This window comes from Streptomyces parvulus (genome assembly GCF_014648855.1).
In the GTDB taxonomy this organism is placed as follows: Bacteria; Actinomycetota; Actinomycetes; order Streptomycetales; family Streptomycetaceae; genus Streptomyces; species Streptomyces parvulus.
The window spans coordinates 409,187-424,725 of record NZ_BMRX01000001.1; the positions used below are offsets into that span (position 1 = coordinate 409,187).

Sequence of the window (15,539 nt, forward strand, 5' to 3'; positions counted from 1 at the left end):
GCGTGCGTGCGTGCCAAGCACGATGCACGACGCCGGTGAGCCGGAGCTGGTTCCGTGACCGCCGTAGATGTCAGCCATGGATGCCAAAGACCCCCAACCGCTACCGGCTGGGGGTCTTCGTGATGGTGGGGCTAACAGGATTTGAACCTGTGGCCTCATCCTTATCAGGGATGCGCTCTAACCAACTGAGCTATAGCCCCGCCGCGCTCTGCGGTGTATGTCCCGCGCGCTGACTCCTGAAGATTAGCGCACGAGGAGGGCAGTCCCAAAATCGGTTCTCGCGGGGTCCCGGAGGGACGATCACTCGTCCTCGGCGAGCGTCAGCTCCACGCCTCCGACGAAGCCGGCGGACAGGTTGTAGATGAACGCGCCGAGCGTGGCCAGCGCCGTCGCGAGGACGACGTCGATGACGGCGATGACCGTCGCGAACAGCAGCACGTTGGGCAGCGACAGGAAGGACTGGAGGTCGAAGCCGTTGGACTCGTTGGAGCCGGTGGCCTCGGAGATCGTGCCGCCGACGGTGGAGAAGACGCCCATGGCGTCCATGACCATCCACAGCACGGCGGACGCGACGATCGTGCAGATGCCGAGCGCGATGGAGAGCAGGAAGCTGACCTTCATCACCGACCACGGGTCGGCCTTCGACACCCGCAGCCGCGCCTTGCGGACCCGCGGCGTGGTGCGCGCGCCGGTGCGCGGGCGGCGCACGGCGGAGGCGTTGCCGCCCTGGGTCTGGTAGGCCTGCGGCGGGTGGTACGGCCCGCCCGGCTGCTGGGGCTGCCGCTCCCCCGGCAGCGGTGAGGCCGCCTGCTGGGTCTGCTGGCCTCGGGTGTCCGTCACAGTTCCCCCCTGGGATCCATGCTTCTGCGACGTCTGCGAGTCGGTCGCGCCGTCGTCGATCTTGCGCAGCTGAGTCGTGTGCGGATCGGTCGCACGCGCGGCGGAGCCACGGCCGCCGCCGCCCGTTTCCGTACCCCTGGAGGTACCGGCCGACCCGGCGCCCGTGGCTCCGCTCACGATGACTCTCTCCTCGTGCTACTCGGCCGAGGGCGCCTCACCCTCGTCCGTGCCGGTGGTCTCGGGACCCTCGGCGGCCTCGTCGACGACTACATCGCCGTCGACCTCCTCCGCCTCGCGTCCCGCCTCGGCGTTGCGTGCGATGCCGACGACGGCATCGCGCTTGCCCAGATTGATCAGTTGAACGCCCATGGTGTCACGGCCGGTCTCCCTGACCCCGCTGACTCGCGTACGAATCACACCGCCCGAGAGTGTGATGGCGAGGATCTCGTCGTGCTCCTCGACCACCAGCGCGCCCACGAGCGACCCGCGGTCCTCGACGATCTTGGCGGCCTTGATACCGAGGCCGCCGCGACCCTGGACGCGGTACTCGTCGACGGAGGTCCGCTTCGCGTAACCGCCGTCGGTGGCAGTGAACACGAACGTACCGGCTCGAACAACATTCATCGAGAGCAGCTCGTCCCCTTCGCGGAAACTCATGCCCTTGACGCCCGAGGTCGCGCGGCCCATCGGACGCAGCGTGTCGTCCGACGCGGTGAACCTGATCGACTGCGCCTTCTTGCTGATCAGCAGCAGATCGTCCTCGGCCGAGACCAGCTCGGCACCGATCAGCTCGTCGTCGGAACCGTCCGCCTGCTCGCGCAGGTTGATGGCGATCACGCCACCGGAGCGCGGCGAGTCGTAGTCCTTGAGCGACGTCTTCTTCACCAGGCCGGCCTTGGTGGCCAGCACCAGGTAGGGCACCGCCTCGTAGTCGCGGATCGCGCGGATCTGGGCGATCGTCTCGTCCGGCTGGAAGGCCAGCAGGTTCGCGACGTGCTGCCCGCGCGCGTCCCGCCCGGCGTCGGGCAGCTCGTACGCCTTCACCCGGTAGACGCGGCCCTTGTTGGTGAAGAACAGCAGCCAGTGGTGCGTGGTGGACACGAAGAAGTGGTTGACGATGTCGTCTTCCTTGAGCTTCGCGCCGCGCACGCCCTTGCCGCCGCGCTTCTGGGCGCGGTAGTCGTCGGTCTTGGTGCGCTTGATGTAGCCGCCCCGGGTGACCGTGACGACGATGTCCTCCTCGGCGATCAGGTCCTCGATGGACATGTCGCCCTCGTACGGGATCAGCTTGGTCTTGCGGTCGTCGCCGTACTTCTCGACGAGCGCCGCCAGCTCCTCGCTGACGATGCCGCGCTGCCGGACCGGGGAGGCGAGGATCTCGTTGTACTCGCGGATCTTCGCCTGGAGTTCGTCGTGCTCCTGGACGATCTTCTGGCGCTCCAGGGCCGCCAGCCGGCGCAGCTGCATCTCCAGGATCGCGTTGGCCTGGATCTCGTCGATCTCCAGGAGGCCCATCAGGCCGTGGCGCGCGATCTCGACGGTGTCGCTGCGCCGGATCAGCGCGATGACCTCGTCGATGGCGTCCAGGGCCTTGAGCAGGCCGCGCAGGATGTGCGCCCGCTCCTCGGCCTTGCGCAGCCGGAAGCGCGTCCGGCGGACGATGACCTCGATCTGGTGGTTCACCCAGTGGCGGATGAACGCGTCCAGGGAGAGGGTCCGCGGCACGCCGTCGACCAGCGCCAGCATGTTGGCGCCGAAGTTCGACTGCAGGTCGGTGTGCTTGTAGAGGTTGTTCAGGACGACCTTGGCGACCGCGTCCCGCTTCAGGACGATGACCAGGCGCTGGCCGGTGCGGGACGACGTCTCGTCGCGGACGTCGGCGATGCCGCCGATCTTGCCGTCCTTCACCAGGTCGGCGATCTTCTGCGCGAGGTTGTCCGGGTTGGTCTGGTAGGGCAGCTCCGTGACCACCAGGCACTGGCGGTTCTGGATCTCCTCGACCTCGACGACCGCGCGCATCGTGATGGAACCGCGGCCGGTGCGGTACGCCTCCTCGATGCCCCGGCGGCCCACCACCAGGGCGCCGGTCGGGAAGTCCGGGCCCTTGATGCGCTCGATCAGCGCGTCCAGCAGCTCCTCGTGCGAGGACTCGTAGTTCTCCAGGTACCACTGGGCGCCGGCCGCGACCTCGCGCAGGTTGTGCGGCGGGATGTTGGTCGCCATGCCGACCGCGATGCCGGCCGAGCCGTTGATCAGCAGGTTCGGGAAGCGGGCGGGCAGGACGGTCGGCTCCTGGGAGCGGCCGTCGTAGTTGTCCGTGAAGTCGACGGTCTCCTCGTCGATGTCGCGGACCATCTCCATGGACAGCGGCGCCATCTTGCACTCGGTATAGCGCATGGCCGCCGCCGGGTCGTTGCCCGGCGAGCCGAAGTTTCCGTTGGAGTCGACCAGCGGCATCCGCATCGACCAGGGCTGGGCGAGGCGCACCAGCGCGTCGTAGATGGAGCTGTCGCCGTGCGGGTGGTAGTTGCCCATGACGTCGCCGACCACGCGGGCGCACTTGTAGAAGCCGCGCTCGGGGCGGTAGCCGCCGTCGTACATCGCGTACAGCACCCGGCGGTGCACCGGCTTGAGGCCGTCGCGGACGTCGGGCAGCGCGCGCGAGACGATGACGGACATCGCGTAGTCGAGGTACGAGCGCTGCATCTCCGTCTCGAGCCCGACGGGCTCGACACGCATCGCCAGGGCGTCACCCTCGGGCGTCGTCACAGGGGAGTTCTCGTCGGTCATTGCTGGTGAAGGTCCTTCCTGGTGCGGTCAGCTGAGACCGACTCAGATGTCGAGGAAGCGGACGTCCTTGGCGTTGCGCTGGATGAACGCGCGCCGGGCCTCGACGTCCTCGCCCATCAGCACCGAGAACAGGTCGTCGGCCTGCGCGGCGTCGTCGAGCGTGACCTGGCCGAGGACGCGGTGCTCCTGGTCCATGGTCGTGATGCGCAGCTCCTCGGCGTTCATCTCGCCGAGACCCTTGAAGCGCTGCACGGAGTCCTCGCGGATGCGCTTGCCGGCCTGGCGGCCCATCTCGATCAGCGCGTCGCGCTCACGGTCGGAGTACGCGTACTCGAAGTCGTCCCGGCCCCACTTGATCTTGTACAGCGGCGGGCGGGACAGGTACACGTGCCCGGACTCGACCAGCGGCCGCATGAAGCGGAACAGGAAGGTCAGCAGCAGGGTGTTGATGTGCTGGCCGTCGACGTCGGCGTCCGCCATCAGGATGATCTTGTGATAGCGGAGCTTCTCGATGTCGAAGTCCTCGTGCACACCGGTGCCGAACGCGGAGATCATCGCCTGGATCTCCTGGTTCTGCAGGATCCGGTCGATGCGCGCCTTCTCGACGTTGAGGATCTTGCCGCGGATCGGGAGGATCGCCTGGTACTGCGGGTTCCGGCCGGACTTGGCGGAACCGCCGGCGGAGTCGCCCTCGACGATGAAGATCTCGCACTTGGTCGGGTCGTTGGACTGGCAGTCCGACAGCTTGCCCGGCAGCGACGCCGTCTCCAGCAGGCCCTTGCGGCGGGTCAGGTCGCGGGCCTTGCGGGCCGCCACGCGCGCGGTGGCCGCCTGGATGCCCTTGCGGATGATGTCCGCCGCCTCGTTCGGATTGCGGTCGAGCCAGTCGGCCAGGTGCTCGTAGACCACGCGCTGGACGAAGGTCTTGACCTCCGTGTTGCCCAGCTTGGTCTTGGTCTGGCCCTCGAACTGCGGCTCGGACAGCTTCACCGAGATGATCGCCGTCAGGCCCTCGCGGATGTCGTCACCCGTGAGGTTGTCGTCCTTCTCGCGCAGCAGCCGCTTGTCGCGCGCGTACTTGTTGATGAGCGAGGTCAGCGCCGCACGGAAGCCCTCCTCGTGGGTGCCGCCCTCGTGGGTGTGGATGATGTTGGCGAAGGAGTAGACACCCTCGGTGTAGCCGCCGTTCCACTGCATGGCGACCTCGAGGGACAGGTTGCGGTCCTTGTCCTCCGCCTCCAGGTCGATCACGCTCGGGTGCACCACTTCCCCCTTGCGGGAGTTGAGGTACTTCACGAAGTCGACGATGCCGCCCTCGTAGTAGTACGAGACGCTCTTGACCTCGTGCTTCTCGTCCTCGCCCGCCTCGTCCGCGCCGGCCGTGGCCTTCGCCGACTCGCGCTCGTCGGTGAGGTTGATGCGCAGGCCCTTGTTGAGGAACGCCATCTCCTGGAAACGCCGCGACAGCGTCTCGAAGGAGTACTCGGTGGTCTCGAAGATGTCCGGGTCGGCCCAGAAGGTGACCGTCGTACCGGAGTCCTCAACCGCCTCGTGCTGGGCCAGCGGCGCGGTGGGGACACCGAGCTTGTAGTCCTGCGTCCAGCGGTAGCCGTCGCACTTGATGTCGACGGACAGCCGGGACGACAGGGCGTTCACGACGGAGACACCGACACCGTGCAGACCACCGGAGACCGCGTAACCGCCGCCGCCGAACTTGCCGCCCGCGTGCAGCACCGTCAGGACGACCTCGACGGCCGGCTTCTTCTCCACGGGGTGGATGCCCACCGGGATGCCGCGGCCGTTGTCGACGACCCGGACGCCGCCGTCGGCGAGGATCGTGACGTCGATGGTGTCCGCGTGGCCGGCCAGCGCCTCGTCGACGGAGTTGTCCACGACCTCCTGCACCAGGTGGTGCAGGCCGCGTTCACCGGTCGAGCCGATGTACATACCGGGTCGCTTGCGGACCGCGTCCAGACCCTCGAGCACGGTGATGGCACTGGCGTCGTACGAGGCGGAGGTCGCGCCGTTCGAAGTGCTCACCACGTCGTTCACGCCGGTGTCGGTGGACGGGTTGTTCTCGTTGGGGTTGCCGGAATCGGCCACGAAGCGCCCTTTCTGGCACAGCACGAGCCGGGCTCGTCGGCGGGTTGCCGGAGCGGCTGCGGCATGTTGCGTTGGTAAGCCTTGATCAGCGTTGCTCAGCTAGTCCCGAACGGTCCCCACGTTCGGGGCGGGATTCTCTCCCAGTCTACCGGTACCACTGACACTGATGGGGGTTTGCCGGTACCTGAGTCCGCATGTGCCGCCCTGAACCAGCCTCGTCCGACTCCCGATATGCGGAAGGGGGCCTCAAGAGGCTCACAACGGCACTCAGCGCTTCGAGGCGTCAACCCTTGGCTACTTGGGAGTCAGATCGGGGCGCGCGCCCGCTCACAGGGGTACGCCGAAGGGGGCGCGGGCGGTTCACACCACCGCCCCGGACTCGAATATGTGAGGTACATCACCCATGCGTGACGGGGTGCCAGATCGCCCCGGAGGTCACCCGTAGGTGTCGCCGGGACCCTGGCTGCCGGGGGCCCGCAGCGGGCCGTACCGGCGTCCGGGGCCCCCGGAGTGCCCCGGGCCGAGCACCTTGATCATCCGCACCGAACCGTGCCCCAGGTCCTCGTTCAAACGCGCCACCAGGGTCGGCGCCAGCAGCCGCAGGTTCGTCGCCCAGGCCGTCGAGTCGCAGCGCACGACCAGCACCCGCTCGTCCTCGTCGTACCGCTCCGGCACGCAGTGCTTGGCCACGTCCTCACCGACGATCTGCGGCCAGCGGCCCATCACCCCGCCCACCGCGGCCGGCGTCTCCCAGCCCCGCTCGGTGATCAGGCGGTTGATCGCCGACCCGAGCGCCATCGGGTCCCGGCCGTCCGCCCGCGCCCCCGAGCGCAGTCCGCCCCGCCGGGCCTGCTTCTTCTGCCGCGCCTCGTCCCCACGTGCGCGTGCCGCCTCCCGCGCCGCCCTGAGCGCCACGCGCGCCAGGTCGACGCCCGACGGCTCGGGCTCCCCGCCCCCCGCGGCGGGCTGCTCGCCGGGCACCGGTCCGTCCGCGCTCATACCCGCTCCACCGTGCCCTCCGCGACCGCGAAGCGGGTCCCCGCCAGCACCGCCGGCACGTCGTCGTCGACCGCGGCGGTCACCAGTACCTGCTCCCCGGGCGCCACCAGCTCGGCCAGCCGCTCCCGGCGCCGCGCGTCCAGCTCGGCGAAGACGTCGTCCAGGACCAGCACCGGTTCGTTGCCCTCGGCCCGCAGCAGATCGAAGGAGGCCAGCCGCAGCGCCAGCGCGTACGACCAGGACTCGCCGTGGGAGGCGTACCCCTTGGCGGGCAGCGAGCCCAGCTTGAGCAGCAGGTCGTCGCGGTGCGGCCCCACCAGGGTCACGCCCCGCTCGATCTCCTGCTTGCGCGCCTCGGCGAGCGCCGCCGTCAGCTGCTCGTACAGGTCCTCGCGCGTGTGCGCCTCGCCGGGCGCCGACGGCTTGTACTCCAGGGCGACGGGGCCGCCGCCCGGGGCCAGCCGCTCGTAGGCCTTGTCGGCCAGCGGCTGCACGGCCGCGATCAGGTCCAGGCGCTGCGCGAGCAGCTCGGCGCCCGCGCGCGCGAGGTGCTGGTCCCAGACGTCGAGCGTGGACAGGTCCATCGTCCGGCCCCCGTGCCGGCGGGCGAGCGCGGCGGACTTCAGCAGGGTGTTGCGCTGCTTGAGCACCCGGTCGTAGTCGGCGCGCACCCCGGCCATCCGCGGCGACCGGGCGGTGATCAGCTCGTCCAGGAAGCGGCGCCGCTCCCCGGGATCGCCCTTCACCAGCGCCAGATCCTCCGGCGCGAACAGCACGGTGCGCACGATGCCGAGCACGTCACGCGGCTTGACCTGCGAGGACCTGTTGATACGAGCCCGGTTGGCCTTGCCCGGGTTCAGCTCCAGCTCGATCAGCTGCTGCCGCTCGCCCTGTCTGACCTGGGCGCGGATCACGGCGCGCTCGGCGCCCATGCGGACCAGCGGCGCGTCGGAGGAGACGCGGTGGCTGCCGAGGGTGGCGAGGTAGCCGACGGCCTCGACCAGGTTCGTCTTGCCCTGCCCGTTGGGGCCGACGAAGGCCGTGACGCCCGGGTCCAGGGGCACCTCGACCCGGGCGTAGGAGCGGAAGTCGGCCAGCGACAGATGCGTGACGTGCATGGTCGTTCGCCGACCTCCCCAAACTGGTGGTGCCTACTTCTTCTCGACCGCGTGGCCGCCGAACTGGTTGCGCAGCGCGGCGATCATCTTCATCTGCGGAGAGTCGTCCTGCCGGGACGCGAACCGCGCGAACAGCGACGCCGTGATCGCCGGCAGCGGCACCGCGTTGTCGATCGCGGCCTCCACCGTCCAGCGTCCCTCACCGGAGTCCTGTGCGTAACCCCGCAGCTCACCGAGGTGCTCGTCCTCGTCGAGCGCGTTGACGGCCAGGTCCAGGAGCCAGGAACGGATCACCGTGCCCTCCTGCCAGGAGCGGAAGACCTCGCGGACGTTCTCCACGGAGTCGACCTTCTCCAGCAGCTCCCAGCCCTCGGCGTAGGCCTGCATCATCGCGTACTCGATGCCGTTGTGGACCATCTTCGCGAAGTGGCCCGCGCCGACCCTGCCGGCGTGGACGGCACCGAAGTCGCCCTCCGGCTTGAGGGCGTCGAAGACCGGCTGCACCTTGGCGACGTTCTCCGCGTCGCCGCCGTACATCAGCGCGTAGCCGTTCTCCAGGCCCCAGACGCCGCCGGAGACGCCGCAGTCGACGAAGCCTATGCCCTTGGCGGCCAGCTCCCCGGCGTGCTTCTCGTCGTCCGTCCAGCGGGAGTTGCCGCCGTCCACGACGACGTCGCCGGGCTCCAGCAGCTCCCCGAGCCGGTCGACGGTGGCCTGGGTGGCCTCGCCGGCCGGGACCATGACCCAGACCACGCGCGGCGCGCTGAGCTTGCCCACGAGCTCTTCCAGGCTGTGGACGTCGGCGAGGTCCGCGTTGCGGTCGTATCCGACGACGGTGTGGCCCGCGCGGCGGATCCGCTCGCGCATGTTGCCGCCCATCTTGCCGAGGCCGACGAGACCGAGCTCCATCAGTAGCTTCCCTTAGGTGTGCGAGGTGGCAAGGCGGCACCTCCGAACCCGCCGGATGCGTGCCGCGGCACTTTCGTACCCGCGCCGAGCCTAAACCCGCACGTCCGTGCACAGCTGTGGGCATACGCGCTCAGACGTACGCCCCCACCTGCGGGTTTTCCTCACCCTGTGGACAACCCCGACGGAACGGGACGCTCAGCCCGACAACCGCACCGGCATGATCAGGTACTTGTAGGCCTCGTCCGCCTCCGCGTCCAGCGCGGGCTTGCCGCTGAGCAGCGCCGGCTTCGTGGACGTCGTGAAGGACAGCTGGGCGACCGGCGAGTCGATGGCGCTCAGACCGTCCAGCAGGAAGGTCGGGTTGAAGGCGATCGAGATGTCGTCGCCGTCCAGCTGGGCGTCGACCCTTTCCACAGCCTGTGCGTCGTCGCTGGAGCCGGCCTCCAGGATGAGCACGCCCTGCTCGAAGCTGAGCCGCACCGGGGTGTTGCGCTCGGCGACCAGGGCCACGCGCTTGACGGCCTCCACGAAGGGGGCGGTCTCGATCACGGCGACGCTGTTGAACTCCGTCGGGAACAGCGTCTTGTACTTCGGGAGGTCGCCCTCCAGCAGCCGCGTCGTCGTCCGGCGGCCGGCGCCCTCGAAGCCGATCAGGCCCTCACCGGCGCCCGAGCCGGACAGCGCGATGATCACCTGGTCGCCGCTGGTCAGCGCCTTCGCGGTGTCCTGGAGCGTCTTGGCGGGCACCAGGGCGACCGCGGACACCTCCGGGTTCTCCGGCTTCCACAGGAACTCGCGGACCGCGAAGCGGTAGCGGTCGGTGGAGGCCAGCGTCACCGAGTCGCCCTCGATCTCGATGCGCACACCGGTCAGCACGGGGAGCGTGTCGTCGCGGCCCGCGGCGATCGCCACCTGCTGCACGGCCGCGGCGAAGACCTCGCCGGGGACCGTGCCCGTCGCCTCCGGCATCTGCGGCAGCGCCGGGTACTCCTCCACCGGCAGGGTGTGGAGAGTGAACCGCGAGGAGCCGCAGACCACCGTCGCCCGTACACCGTCTGTGGAAATCTCCACCGGCCGGTTGGGGAGGGCGCGGGAGATGTCGGCGAGCAGCCGGCCGGAGACGAGGACGGTGCCCTCCTCCTCGACCTCGGCCTCGACCGACACCCGCGCGGAGACCTCGTAGTCGAAGCTGGACAGGCTCAGCTGCCCCTCCTCGGCCTTCAGCAGCAGGCCTGCGAGGACCGGCGCCGGCGGACGGGCCGGGAGGCTGCGCGCCGCCCAGGCCACGGCCTCCGCGAGTACGTCGCGTTCCACCCGGATCTTCACTGTTGCCGCCTCCTGCTGTTGCCGGCGCTGCTCGCCCTGCCTGGCCTTCGTCGTCTGGGTCGGTGTCGTCCGTCCCCCTCGGGGGCAGAACACCGGGGACCAGTCTGACGCACCCCACTGACAGTAGGTGCCCTTCGGGGTCAAGTCGTGACGAGGGACGGTCGGGCTCCCGAGAGCGAGTTGTGCACAGGACCCGCTTCGAAACGGATTCCGCTCTCTCTAAGGTCGGGAGTAGTAGTAGGGCCTGTGGATACCGTGGATAACCCCGTTTTCCCAGGTCAGAGCAGGAATTTTGTCCACTGGTCCTGTGGGCGGAGCCCGTGGACAACCGGGCGTATCTGTGGAGAACAGAAAGTTCTGCACACGCCGTGCACAGGGAGAGGCGACTTCTCCCCAACGCCGTCCCCAGCTTTACCCACGTTTCCCACAGCCCAACCCGGCACCTTGATGTGACGCCTTTCACTCGACGTGGTGACGGGGCGCGTCGCGTTGCCGAACAGTGGACAGACATGTGGAGAAGGCCATGATCGCTGGGGACAACCGGCTCCAGCCTGTGGGTTGCCCGTGGACAACTTCGTGCACAGCCTGTGGAGCGTCTCGTCGTCCACAGCCTGTGGAGATCGTTCGTCCACGAATCCACAGGGAGCTGACCTGCCCTGATGATCCCTCAACACCCTGGCCTGTGGACAGGATCGGGACAACTTCGCGGTCCCCATGGTGTGGACGGAAAAAAGTGGGCCAATCTGTGGAGGACGGCCGTAACCTCGCAGATATTCGAACAGCGGCTGGGACGGGCGTACGACCCCCGGGCACGCGAAAGGCGCCCCCGGAAGCTCCGGAGGCGCCTGTGCGGGCGGTGCGGGCGGCCGTCAGCCGTTCTTGATGCGGTTGGTCAGCTCGGTCACCTGGTTGTAGATGGAGCGCCGTTCCGCCATGAGATTGCGGATCTTGCGGTCCGCGTGCATCACCGTGGTGTGGTCCCGGCCGCCGAAGAGGGCGCCGATCTTCGGCAGGGAGAGGTCGGTCAGCTCGCGGCAGAGGTACATGGCGATCTGCCGGGCCGTCACCAGCGCGCGCCCGCGCGAGGTGCCGCACAGGTCCTCGACGGTGAGGCCGAAGTAGTCGGCGGTCGCGCCCATGATGGCCGTGGAGGTGATCTCGGGGGCCGAGTCCTCGCCGCCCGGGATGAGGTCCTTGAGGACGATCTCCGTCAGGCCCAGGTCGACCGGCTGCCGGTTGAGCGACGCGAAGGCCGTCACCCGGATCAGCGCGCCCTCCAGCTCGCGGATGTTGCGCGAGATCCGCGAGGCGATGAACTCCAGCACCTCCGGCGGGGCGTTGAGCTGCTCCTGCACCGCCTTCTTGCGCAGGATCGCGATGCGCGTCTCCAGATCGGGCGGCTGGACGTCCGTGGTCAGGCCCCACTCGAAGCGGTTGCGCAGCCGGTCCTCCAGGGTCACCAGCTGCCGCGGCGGCCGGTCCGAGGACAGCACGATCTGCTTGTTGGCGTTGTGCAGCGTGTTGAAGGTGTGGAAGAACTCCTCCTGCGTCGACTCCTTGTCCGCCAGGAACTGGATGTCGTCGACGAGCAGGATGTCCATCTCGCGGTAGCGCTTGCGGAAACTGTCGCCCTTGCCGTCGCGGATGGAGTTGATGAACTCGTTGGTGAACTCCTCCGAGCTCACGTAGCGCACGCGCGTGCCCGGGTAGAGGCTGCGCGCGTAGTGGCCGATGGCGTGCAGCAGGTGCGTCTTGCCGAGTCCCGACTCCCCGTAGATGAAGAGCGGGTTGTAGGCCTTGGCCGGTGCCTCGGCCACGGCGACGGCGGCCGCGTGGGCGAAGCGGTTGGAGGCGCCGATGACGAAGGTGTCGAAGAGGTACTTCGGGTTCAGCCGCGCGGTCGGTTCCCCCGGCCCGGTGGCCGGCGCCGGCTGCGCGGCGAGCGGTCCCGGTGCGCCGGTGGCGGGACCGGGACCCACGGGGCCGCCGCGGTGCACCCGCCCGGAGCCGGACGGGGGCTCGGGGAGGTCCCGCCGGGGGCCGCGCTGGTCGTACTCGCCGCGCGGCTGGTCGTAGTCGCCGCGGGGCTTGTCGTAGTCGCTGCGGGACTGCTCGTAGTCGCCGCGCGGGGCGTCGTAGTCGCTCCGGGGCTTGTCGTAGTCACCGCGCGACTGCTCGTAGTCGTTCCGCGGCTTGTCGTAGTCCCCGCGCGGGCCGTCGTACGGAGGGCGCTCGGGGGACTGCGGCCGGTAGTCCTGCTGGTACGCGTCGTGTCCGTACGGCGACGGGTCCTGGCCGTACGTCTCCTGCGGCGGCGAGGCGTAGGGATCCCGCTCCGGGAAGCCCAGGCGCTGCTGCTGCCAGCCGTAGTCGTCCTGCTGCGCCTGGCGCGGCCAGGAGCCGGGCTCGGGGCGCTGGTACTCCTGCGGGTAGGCGGGCCGGGCGGTGGGCAGCTGGTCGGCGCGGCCGCGTCCGTAGCCGTCGTACTCGTCCCGGTACTCGTCGCGGCCCTGGCCCGGCGCCGGCAGCTCCGGCTCCTCGTAGCGCGGCTGGGGACGGCTGGGCGCGGCCTGGGGGGCGGGGCCGGCGGGCTCGCCCGCGGTGTCGTCGACGGTGATCGCGATCCGGATGGGACGGCCGCACTCGCGGCTCAGGGTCTCGCTGACGACGGGCGCCAGCCGGCCCTCCAGCACGCCCTTCGCGAACTCGTTCGGCACGGCGAGCAGGGCGGTGTCGGCGACCAGCGCGAGGGGCTGGCAGCGCCGGATCCAGTGCTCGTCCTTCGACTCGACGCCCTGCCCGCGGCCTTCCCCGAGGAGTTGCTCCAATACGCGTGGCCACACTGCGGCAAGATCGGCAGGTACGTCAGCCACAGGGCACGCTCTCTCACGAGTCCCTCGAAGGTGTGATTCGGGGACGGGTCGGGATGAAACTCGGGTGGGGCAGGGATAAGGGAACGAATCGGAGTTCAGCCACGGTAGTCAGCGCGGCCGGTAGGGTTCAAGTTGTTGTCCCCAGCCTGTGGACAAGTGTCTCCCGGTCCTCGTTGGTTTGACCGAATGGCGCAGTCCCACGTACCGTAACCAGGTCGAGTTGTCGATGGCTGCTGCCGCCTGCCTCCGATGGGCACAGGTCACGTCCAAGGTGATCGAAAAGCGGTGCACTCGGGCGTAACGCGAGCTACTCGTGGGCGCACGGTGACAGCCAGGACGGCACCCCGCCAACACCCGATTTTTCTGGAGCCCCCGAGTGAGCAAGCGCACCTTCCAGCCGAACAACCGCCGTCGCGCCAAGACCCACGGCTTCCGGCTGCGGATGCGTACCCGTGCCGGCCGCGCGATTCTCGCGACTCGCCGCAGCAAGGGTCGCACCCGCCTGTCCGCCTGATCCCGATCAGGTCATGACGTCGTGCTGCCCACCGAGAACCGGCTGAGGCGGCGCGAGGACTTCGCGACCGCGGTACGACGAGGCCGCAGGGCCGGCCGCCCGGCCCTCGTCGTCCACCTACGAAGCGGTTCCACGGACCCGCACGCGCCTGGGGAGAGCGCTCCCCCGACACGTGCGGGTTTCGTCGTGAGCAAGGCCGTAGGCGGCGCGGTGGTGCGTACCAGGGTGAAGCGCAGGCTTCGCCATCTGATGCGCGACCGGATCCATCTGTTTCCCCCCGGTAGCCTGGTAGTCGTACGAGCGCTGCCCGGTGCGGGCGACGCCGACCATGCACATCTGGCCCGAGACCTGGACGCCGCCCTGGAGCGGCTACTGGGAGGGGGCGCGCGATGAAGTACCCGCTACTTGCTCTGATCAAGCTCTACCAGTGGACGATCAGTCCGCTGCTCGGGCCGGTCTGCAAGTACTACCCGTCGTGCTCCCACTACGGCTACACGGCCATCGACCGGCACGGAGCCGTGAAGGGCACGGCGCTCACCGCGTGGCGCATCCTGCGCTGCAATCCGTGGTCGCTGGGCGGCGTGGACCATGTTCCGCCGCGCAAGCGTCCGCGGTGGCACGAAATGCTGCGTGGCGCCTGGCGTGCACGTAAGGGCGGGCCCTCCGCCGCCGAACCGGCCACCGAAGGGCGGACGGCTCACCCGAGCCCGTCCACTCCCTCGGGCCCGGCCGCAGAGACCTCGCCCCATGCCCAAGGAGCATGATTAGTGGACACGATTGCCAGCCTCTTCAGCTTTATCACCTGGCCCGTCTCCTGGGTCATCGTCCAGTTCCACACGGTGTACGGGGCGATCTTCGGACCTGACACCGGATGGGCCTGGGGCCTGTCCATCGTGTCCCTGGTGATCCTCATCCGCATCTGCCTGATCCCGCTCTTCGTGAAGCAGATCAAGGCGACGCGCGGTATGCAGACGCTCCAGCCGGAGATGAAGAAGATCCAGGAGCGCTACAAGAACGACAAGCAGCGTCAGTCCGAAGAGATGATGAAGCTGTACAAGGAGACGGGCACCAACCCGCTCTCCTCGTGCCTTCCCATCCTGGCGCAGTCCCCGTTCTTCTTCGCCCTGTACCACGTGCTCAACGGCATCGCGTCCGGCGACACCATCGGCGCGGTCAACCAGAAGCTCCTGGAGAGCGCGCAGCAGGCACACATCTTCGGGGCCCCGCTGGCCTCCAAGTTCTTCAGCAGCGAGAGCGACGTCACCGCCCTCAACGCCTCGCTCACCGACGTGCGGGTCGTCACCGCGATCATGATCGTGCTGATGTCGGCGTCCCAGTTCTTCACCCAGCGCCAGCTGATGACGAAGAACGTCGACACCACGGTCAAGACGCCGTTCATGCAGCAGCAGAAGATGCTGATGTACGTCTTCCCGGTCATGTTCGCCGTCTTCGGTGTGAACTTCCCCGTCGGTGTCCTCGTCTACTGGCTGACCACGAACGTGTGGACCATGGGCCAGCAGATGTACGTGATCCGCAACAACCCGACGCCGGGTTCCAAGGCCCAGGCCTCCTACCTGGAGCGGCTGCACAAGAGCGTCACCGAGCACGGCAAGACCCGCAGCCGGGGCGAGAAGGCCGTCGTCAAGGCCATCGTCGCCAAGGGCCGGGACCGCAACGAGTTCGAGCGCAAGTTCATCAACGGCCTGAACAAGGCGGGCCTCGCCGCCCAGCCCGACGGCAACGTGATCAAGAGCGATGCCTCCGCGGCCGCCCAGAGTGAGGACGGCTCGTCCGTCGCCACCGCCACGCCCAAGCGCCAGCAGCCCAAGCGCCAGAGCAAGTCGCAGCGCCACCAGACCACCAAGCCGGCCGGTGAGGCGGAGGCGAAGACCTCGCTCACCAAGTCCGAGCAGCCGGAGGACGGCAAGGGCGACAAGCCCGCCGATGCCGCCAAGAAGGCCGGACAGCAGAAGCCCGCCCAGCAGAAGGGCGGCGGCACCCGCAGCAAGGCCCAGTCCGGGCAGCGCAAGGGCCCGCAGCGGCCCAAGTCCCCGTCGAAGAAGTAAG

General features: G+C 68.9%; 11 protein-coding genes, 1 tRNA gene and 2 pseudogenes. 4 read left to right on the forward strand and 10 right to left on the reverse strand.

Annotated features, from left to right (window positions below):
* Nucleotides 1-123: 123 nt before the first annotated feature.
* From IE108_RS01945 to dnaA (IE108_RS35410), 10 genes and pseudogenes are all read right to left on the reverse strand, one after another.
* Nucleotides 124-200, reverse strand: a tRNA-Ile gene (locus IE108_RS01945).
* Between the two features lie 100 nt (nt 201-300).
* Nucleotides 301-1,017, reverse strand: coding sequence for a DUF3566 domain-containing protein (locus tag IE108_RS01950; RefSeq protein ID WP_079163581.1), 717 nt, complete (start codon nt 1,015-1,017; stop codon nt 301-303).
* 18 nt (nt 1,018-1,035) lie between these two features.
* The gene (gene gyrA, locus IE108_RS01955; RefSeq protein ID WP_064728824.1) at nt 1,036-3,630 is read right to left on the reverse strand and encodes a DNA gyrase subunit A; all 2,595 of its coding nucleotides are present in this window, start codon (nt 3,628-3,630) and stop codon (nt 1,036-1,038) included.
* 42 nt (nt 3,631-3,672) lie between these two features.
* On the reverse strand, nt 3,673-5,733 hold the full coding sequence (gene gyrB / locus IE108_RS01960) for a DNA topoisomerase (ATP-hydrolyzing) subunit B (RefSeq protein WP_189397558.1): 2,061 nt from the start codon (nt 5,731-5,733) through the stop codon (nt 3,673-3,675).
* A 435-nt stretch (nt 5,734-6,168) separates the two neighbouring features.
* Nucleotides 6,169-6,732 carry a DciA family protein gene (locus IE108_RS01965; RefSeq protein WP_064728822.1) on the reverse strand — a complete coding sequence of 188 codons (564 nt, stop codon included), beginning with the start codon at nt 6,730-6,732 and terminating at the stop codon, nt 6,169-6,171.
* Nucleotides 6,729-7,850, reverse strand: a complete 1,122-nt coding sequence (recF, locus tag IE108_RS01970; RefSeq protein ID WP_064728821.1) for a DNA replication/repair protein RecF — start codon at nt 7,848-7,850, stop codon at nt 6,729-6,731. The genes IE108_RS01965 and recF overlap by 4 nt, the downstream gene beginning before the upstream one ends.
* 33 nt (nt 7,851-7,883) lie before the next feature.
* Nucleotides 7,884-8,759 carry a phosphogluconate dehydrogenase (NAD(+)-dependent, decarboxylating) gene (gene gnd, locus IE108_RS01975; protein ID WP_064728820.1) on the reverse strand — a complete coding sequence of 292 codons (876 nt, stop codon included), beginning with the start codon at nt 8,757-8,759 and terminating at the stop codon, nt 7,884-7,886.
* Nucleotides 8,760-8,954: 195 nt separating this feature from the next.
* Nucleotides 8,955-10,085 (reverse strand): DNA polymerase III subunit beta, encoded by a 1,131-nt coding sequence (gene dnaN, locus IE108_RS01980; RefSeq protein ID WP_064728819.1) that lies wholly within the window; start codon nt 10,083-10,085, stop codon nt 8,955-8,957.
* 869 nt (nt 10,086-10,954) lie between these two features.
* Nucleotides 10,955-12,553 (reverse strand): annotated as a pseudogene (gene dnaA / locus IE108_RS01985) (chromosomal replication initiator protein DnaA); the annotation flags it as partial.
* Nucleotides 12,554-12,606: 53 nt separating this feature from the next.
* Nucleotides 12,607-12,958 (reverse strand): annotated as a pseudogene (gene dnaA / locus IE108_RS35410) (chromosomal replication initiator protein DnaA); the annotation flags it as partial.
* A gap of 376 nt (nt 12,959-13,334) precedes the next feature.
* Between dnaA (IE108_RS35410) and rpmH the strand changes: the two are divergent.
* Genes rpmH through yidC form a run of 4 tightly spaced genes read left to right on the forward strand, consistent with a single transcriptional unit; the run spans nt 13,335 to nt 15,538 of the window.
* On the forward strand, nt 13,335-13,472 hold the full coding sequence (gene rpmH, locus IE108_RS01990; protein WP_064728817.1) for a 50S ribosomal protein L34: 138 nt from the start codon (nt 13,335-13,337) through the stop codon (nt 13,470-13,472).
* A 21-nt stretch (nt 13,473-13,493) separates the two neighbouring features.
* Nucleotides 13,494-13,865, forward strand: coding sequence for a ribonuclease P protein component (gene rnpA, locus IE108_RS01995; protein WP_079163579.1), 372 nt, complete (start codon nt 13,494-13,496; stop codon nt 13,863-13,865).
* Nucleotides 13,862-14,236, forward strand: a complete 375-nt coding sequence (gene yidD, locus IE108_RS02000; protein WP_079163578.1) for a membrane protein insertion efficiency factor YidD — start codon at nt 13,862-13,864, stop codon at nt 14,234-14,236. The genes rnpA and yidD overlap by 4 nt, the downstream gene beginning before the upstream one ends.
* Nucleotides 14,237-14,239: 3 nt before the next feature.
* Nucleotides 14,240-15,538 carry a membrane protein insertase YidC gene (yidC, locus tag IE108_RS02005; RefSeq protein ID WP_064728816.1) on the forward strand — a complete coding sequence of 433 codons (1,299 nt, stop codon included), beginning with the start codon at nt 14,240-14,242 and terminating at the stop codon, nt 15,536-15,538.
* Nucleotide 15,539 lies beyond the last annotated feature (1 nt).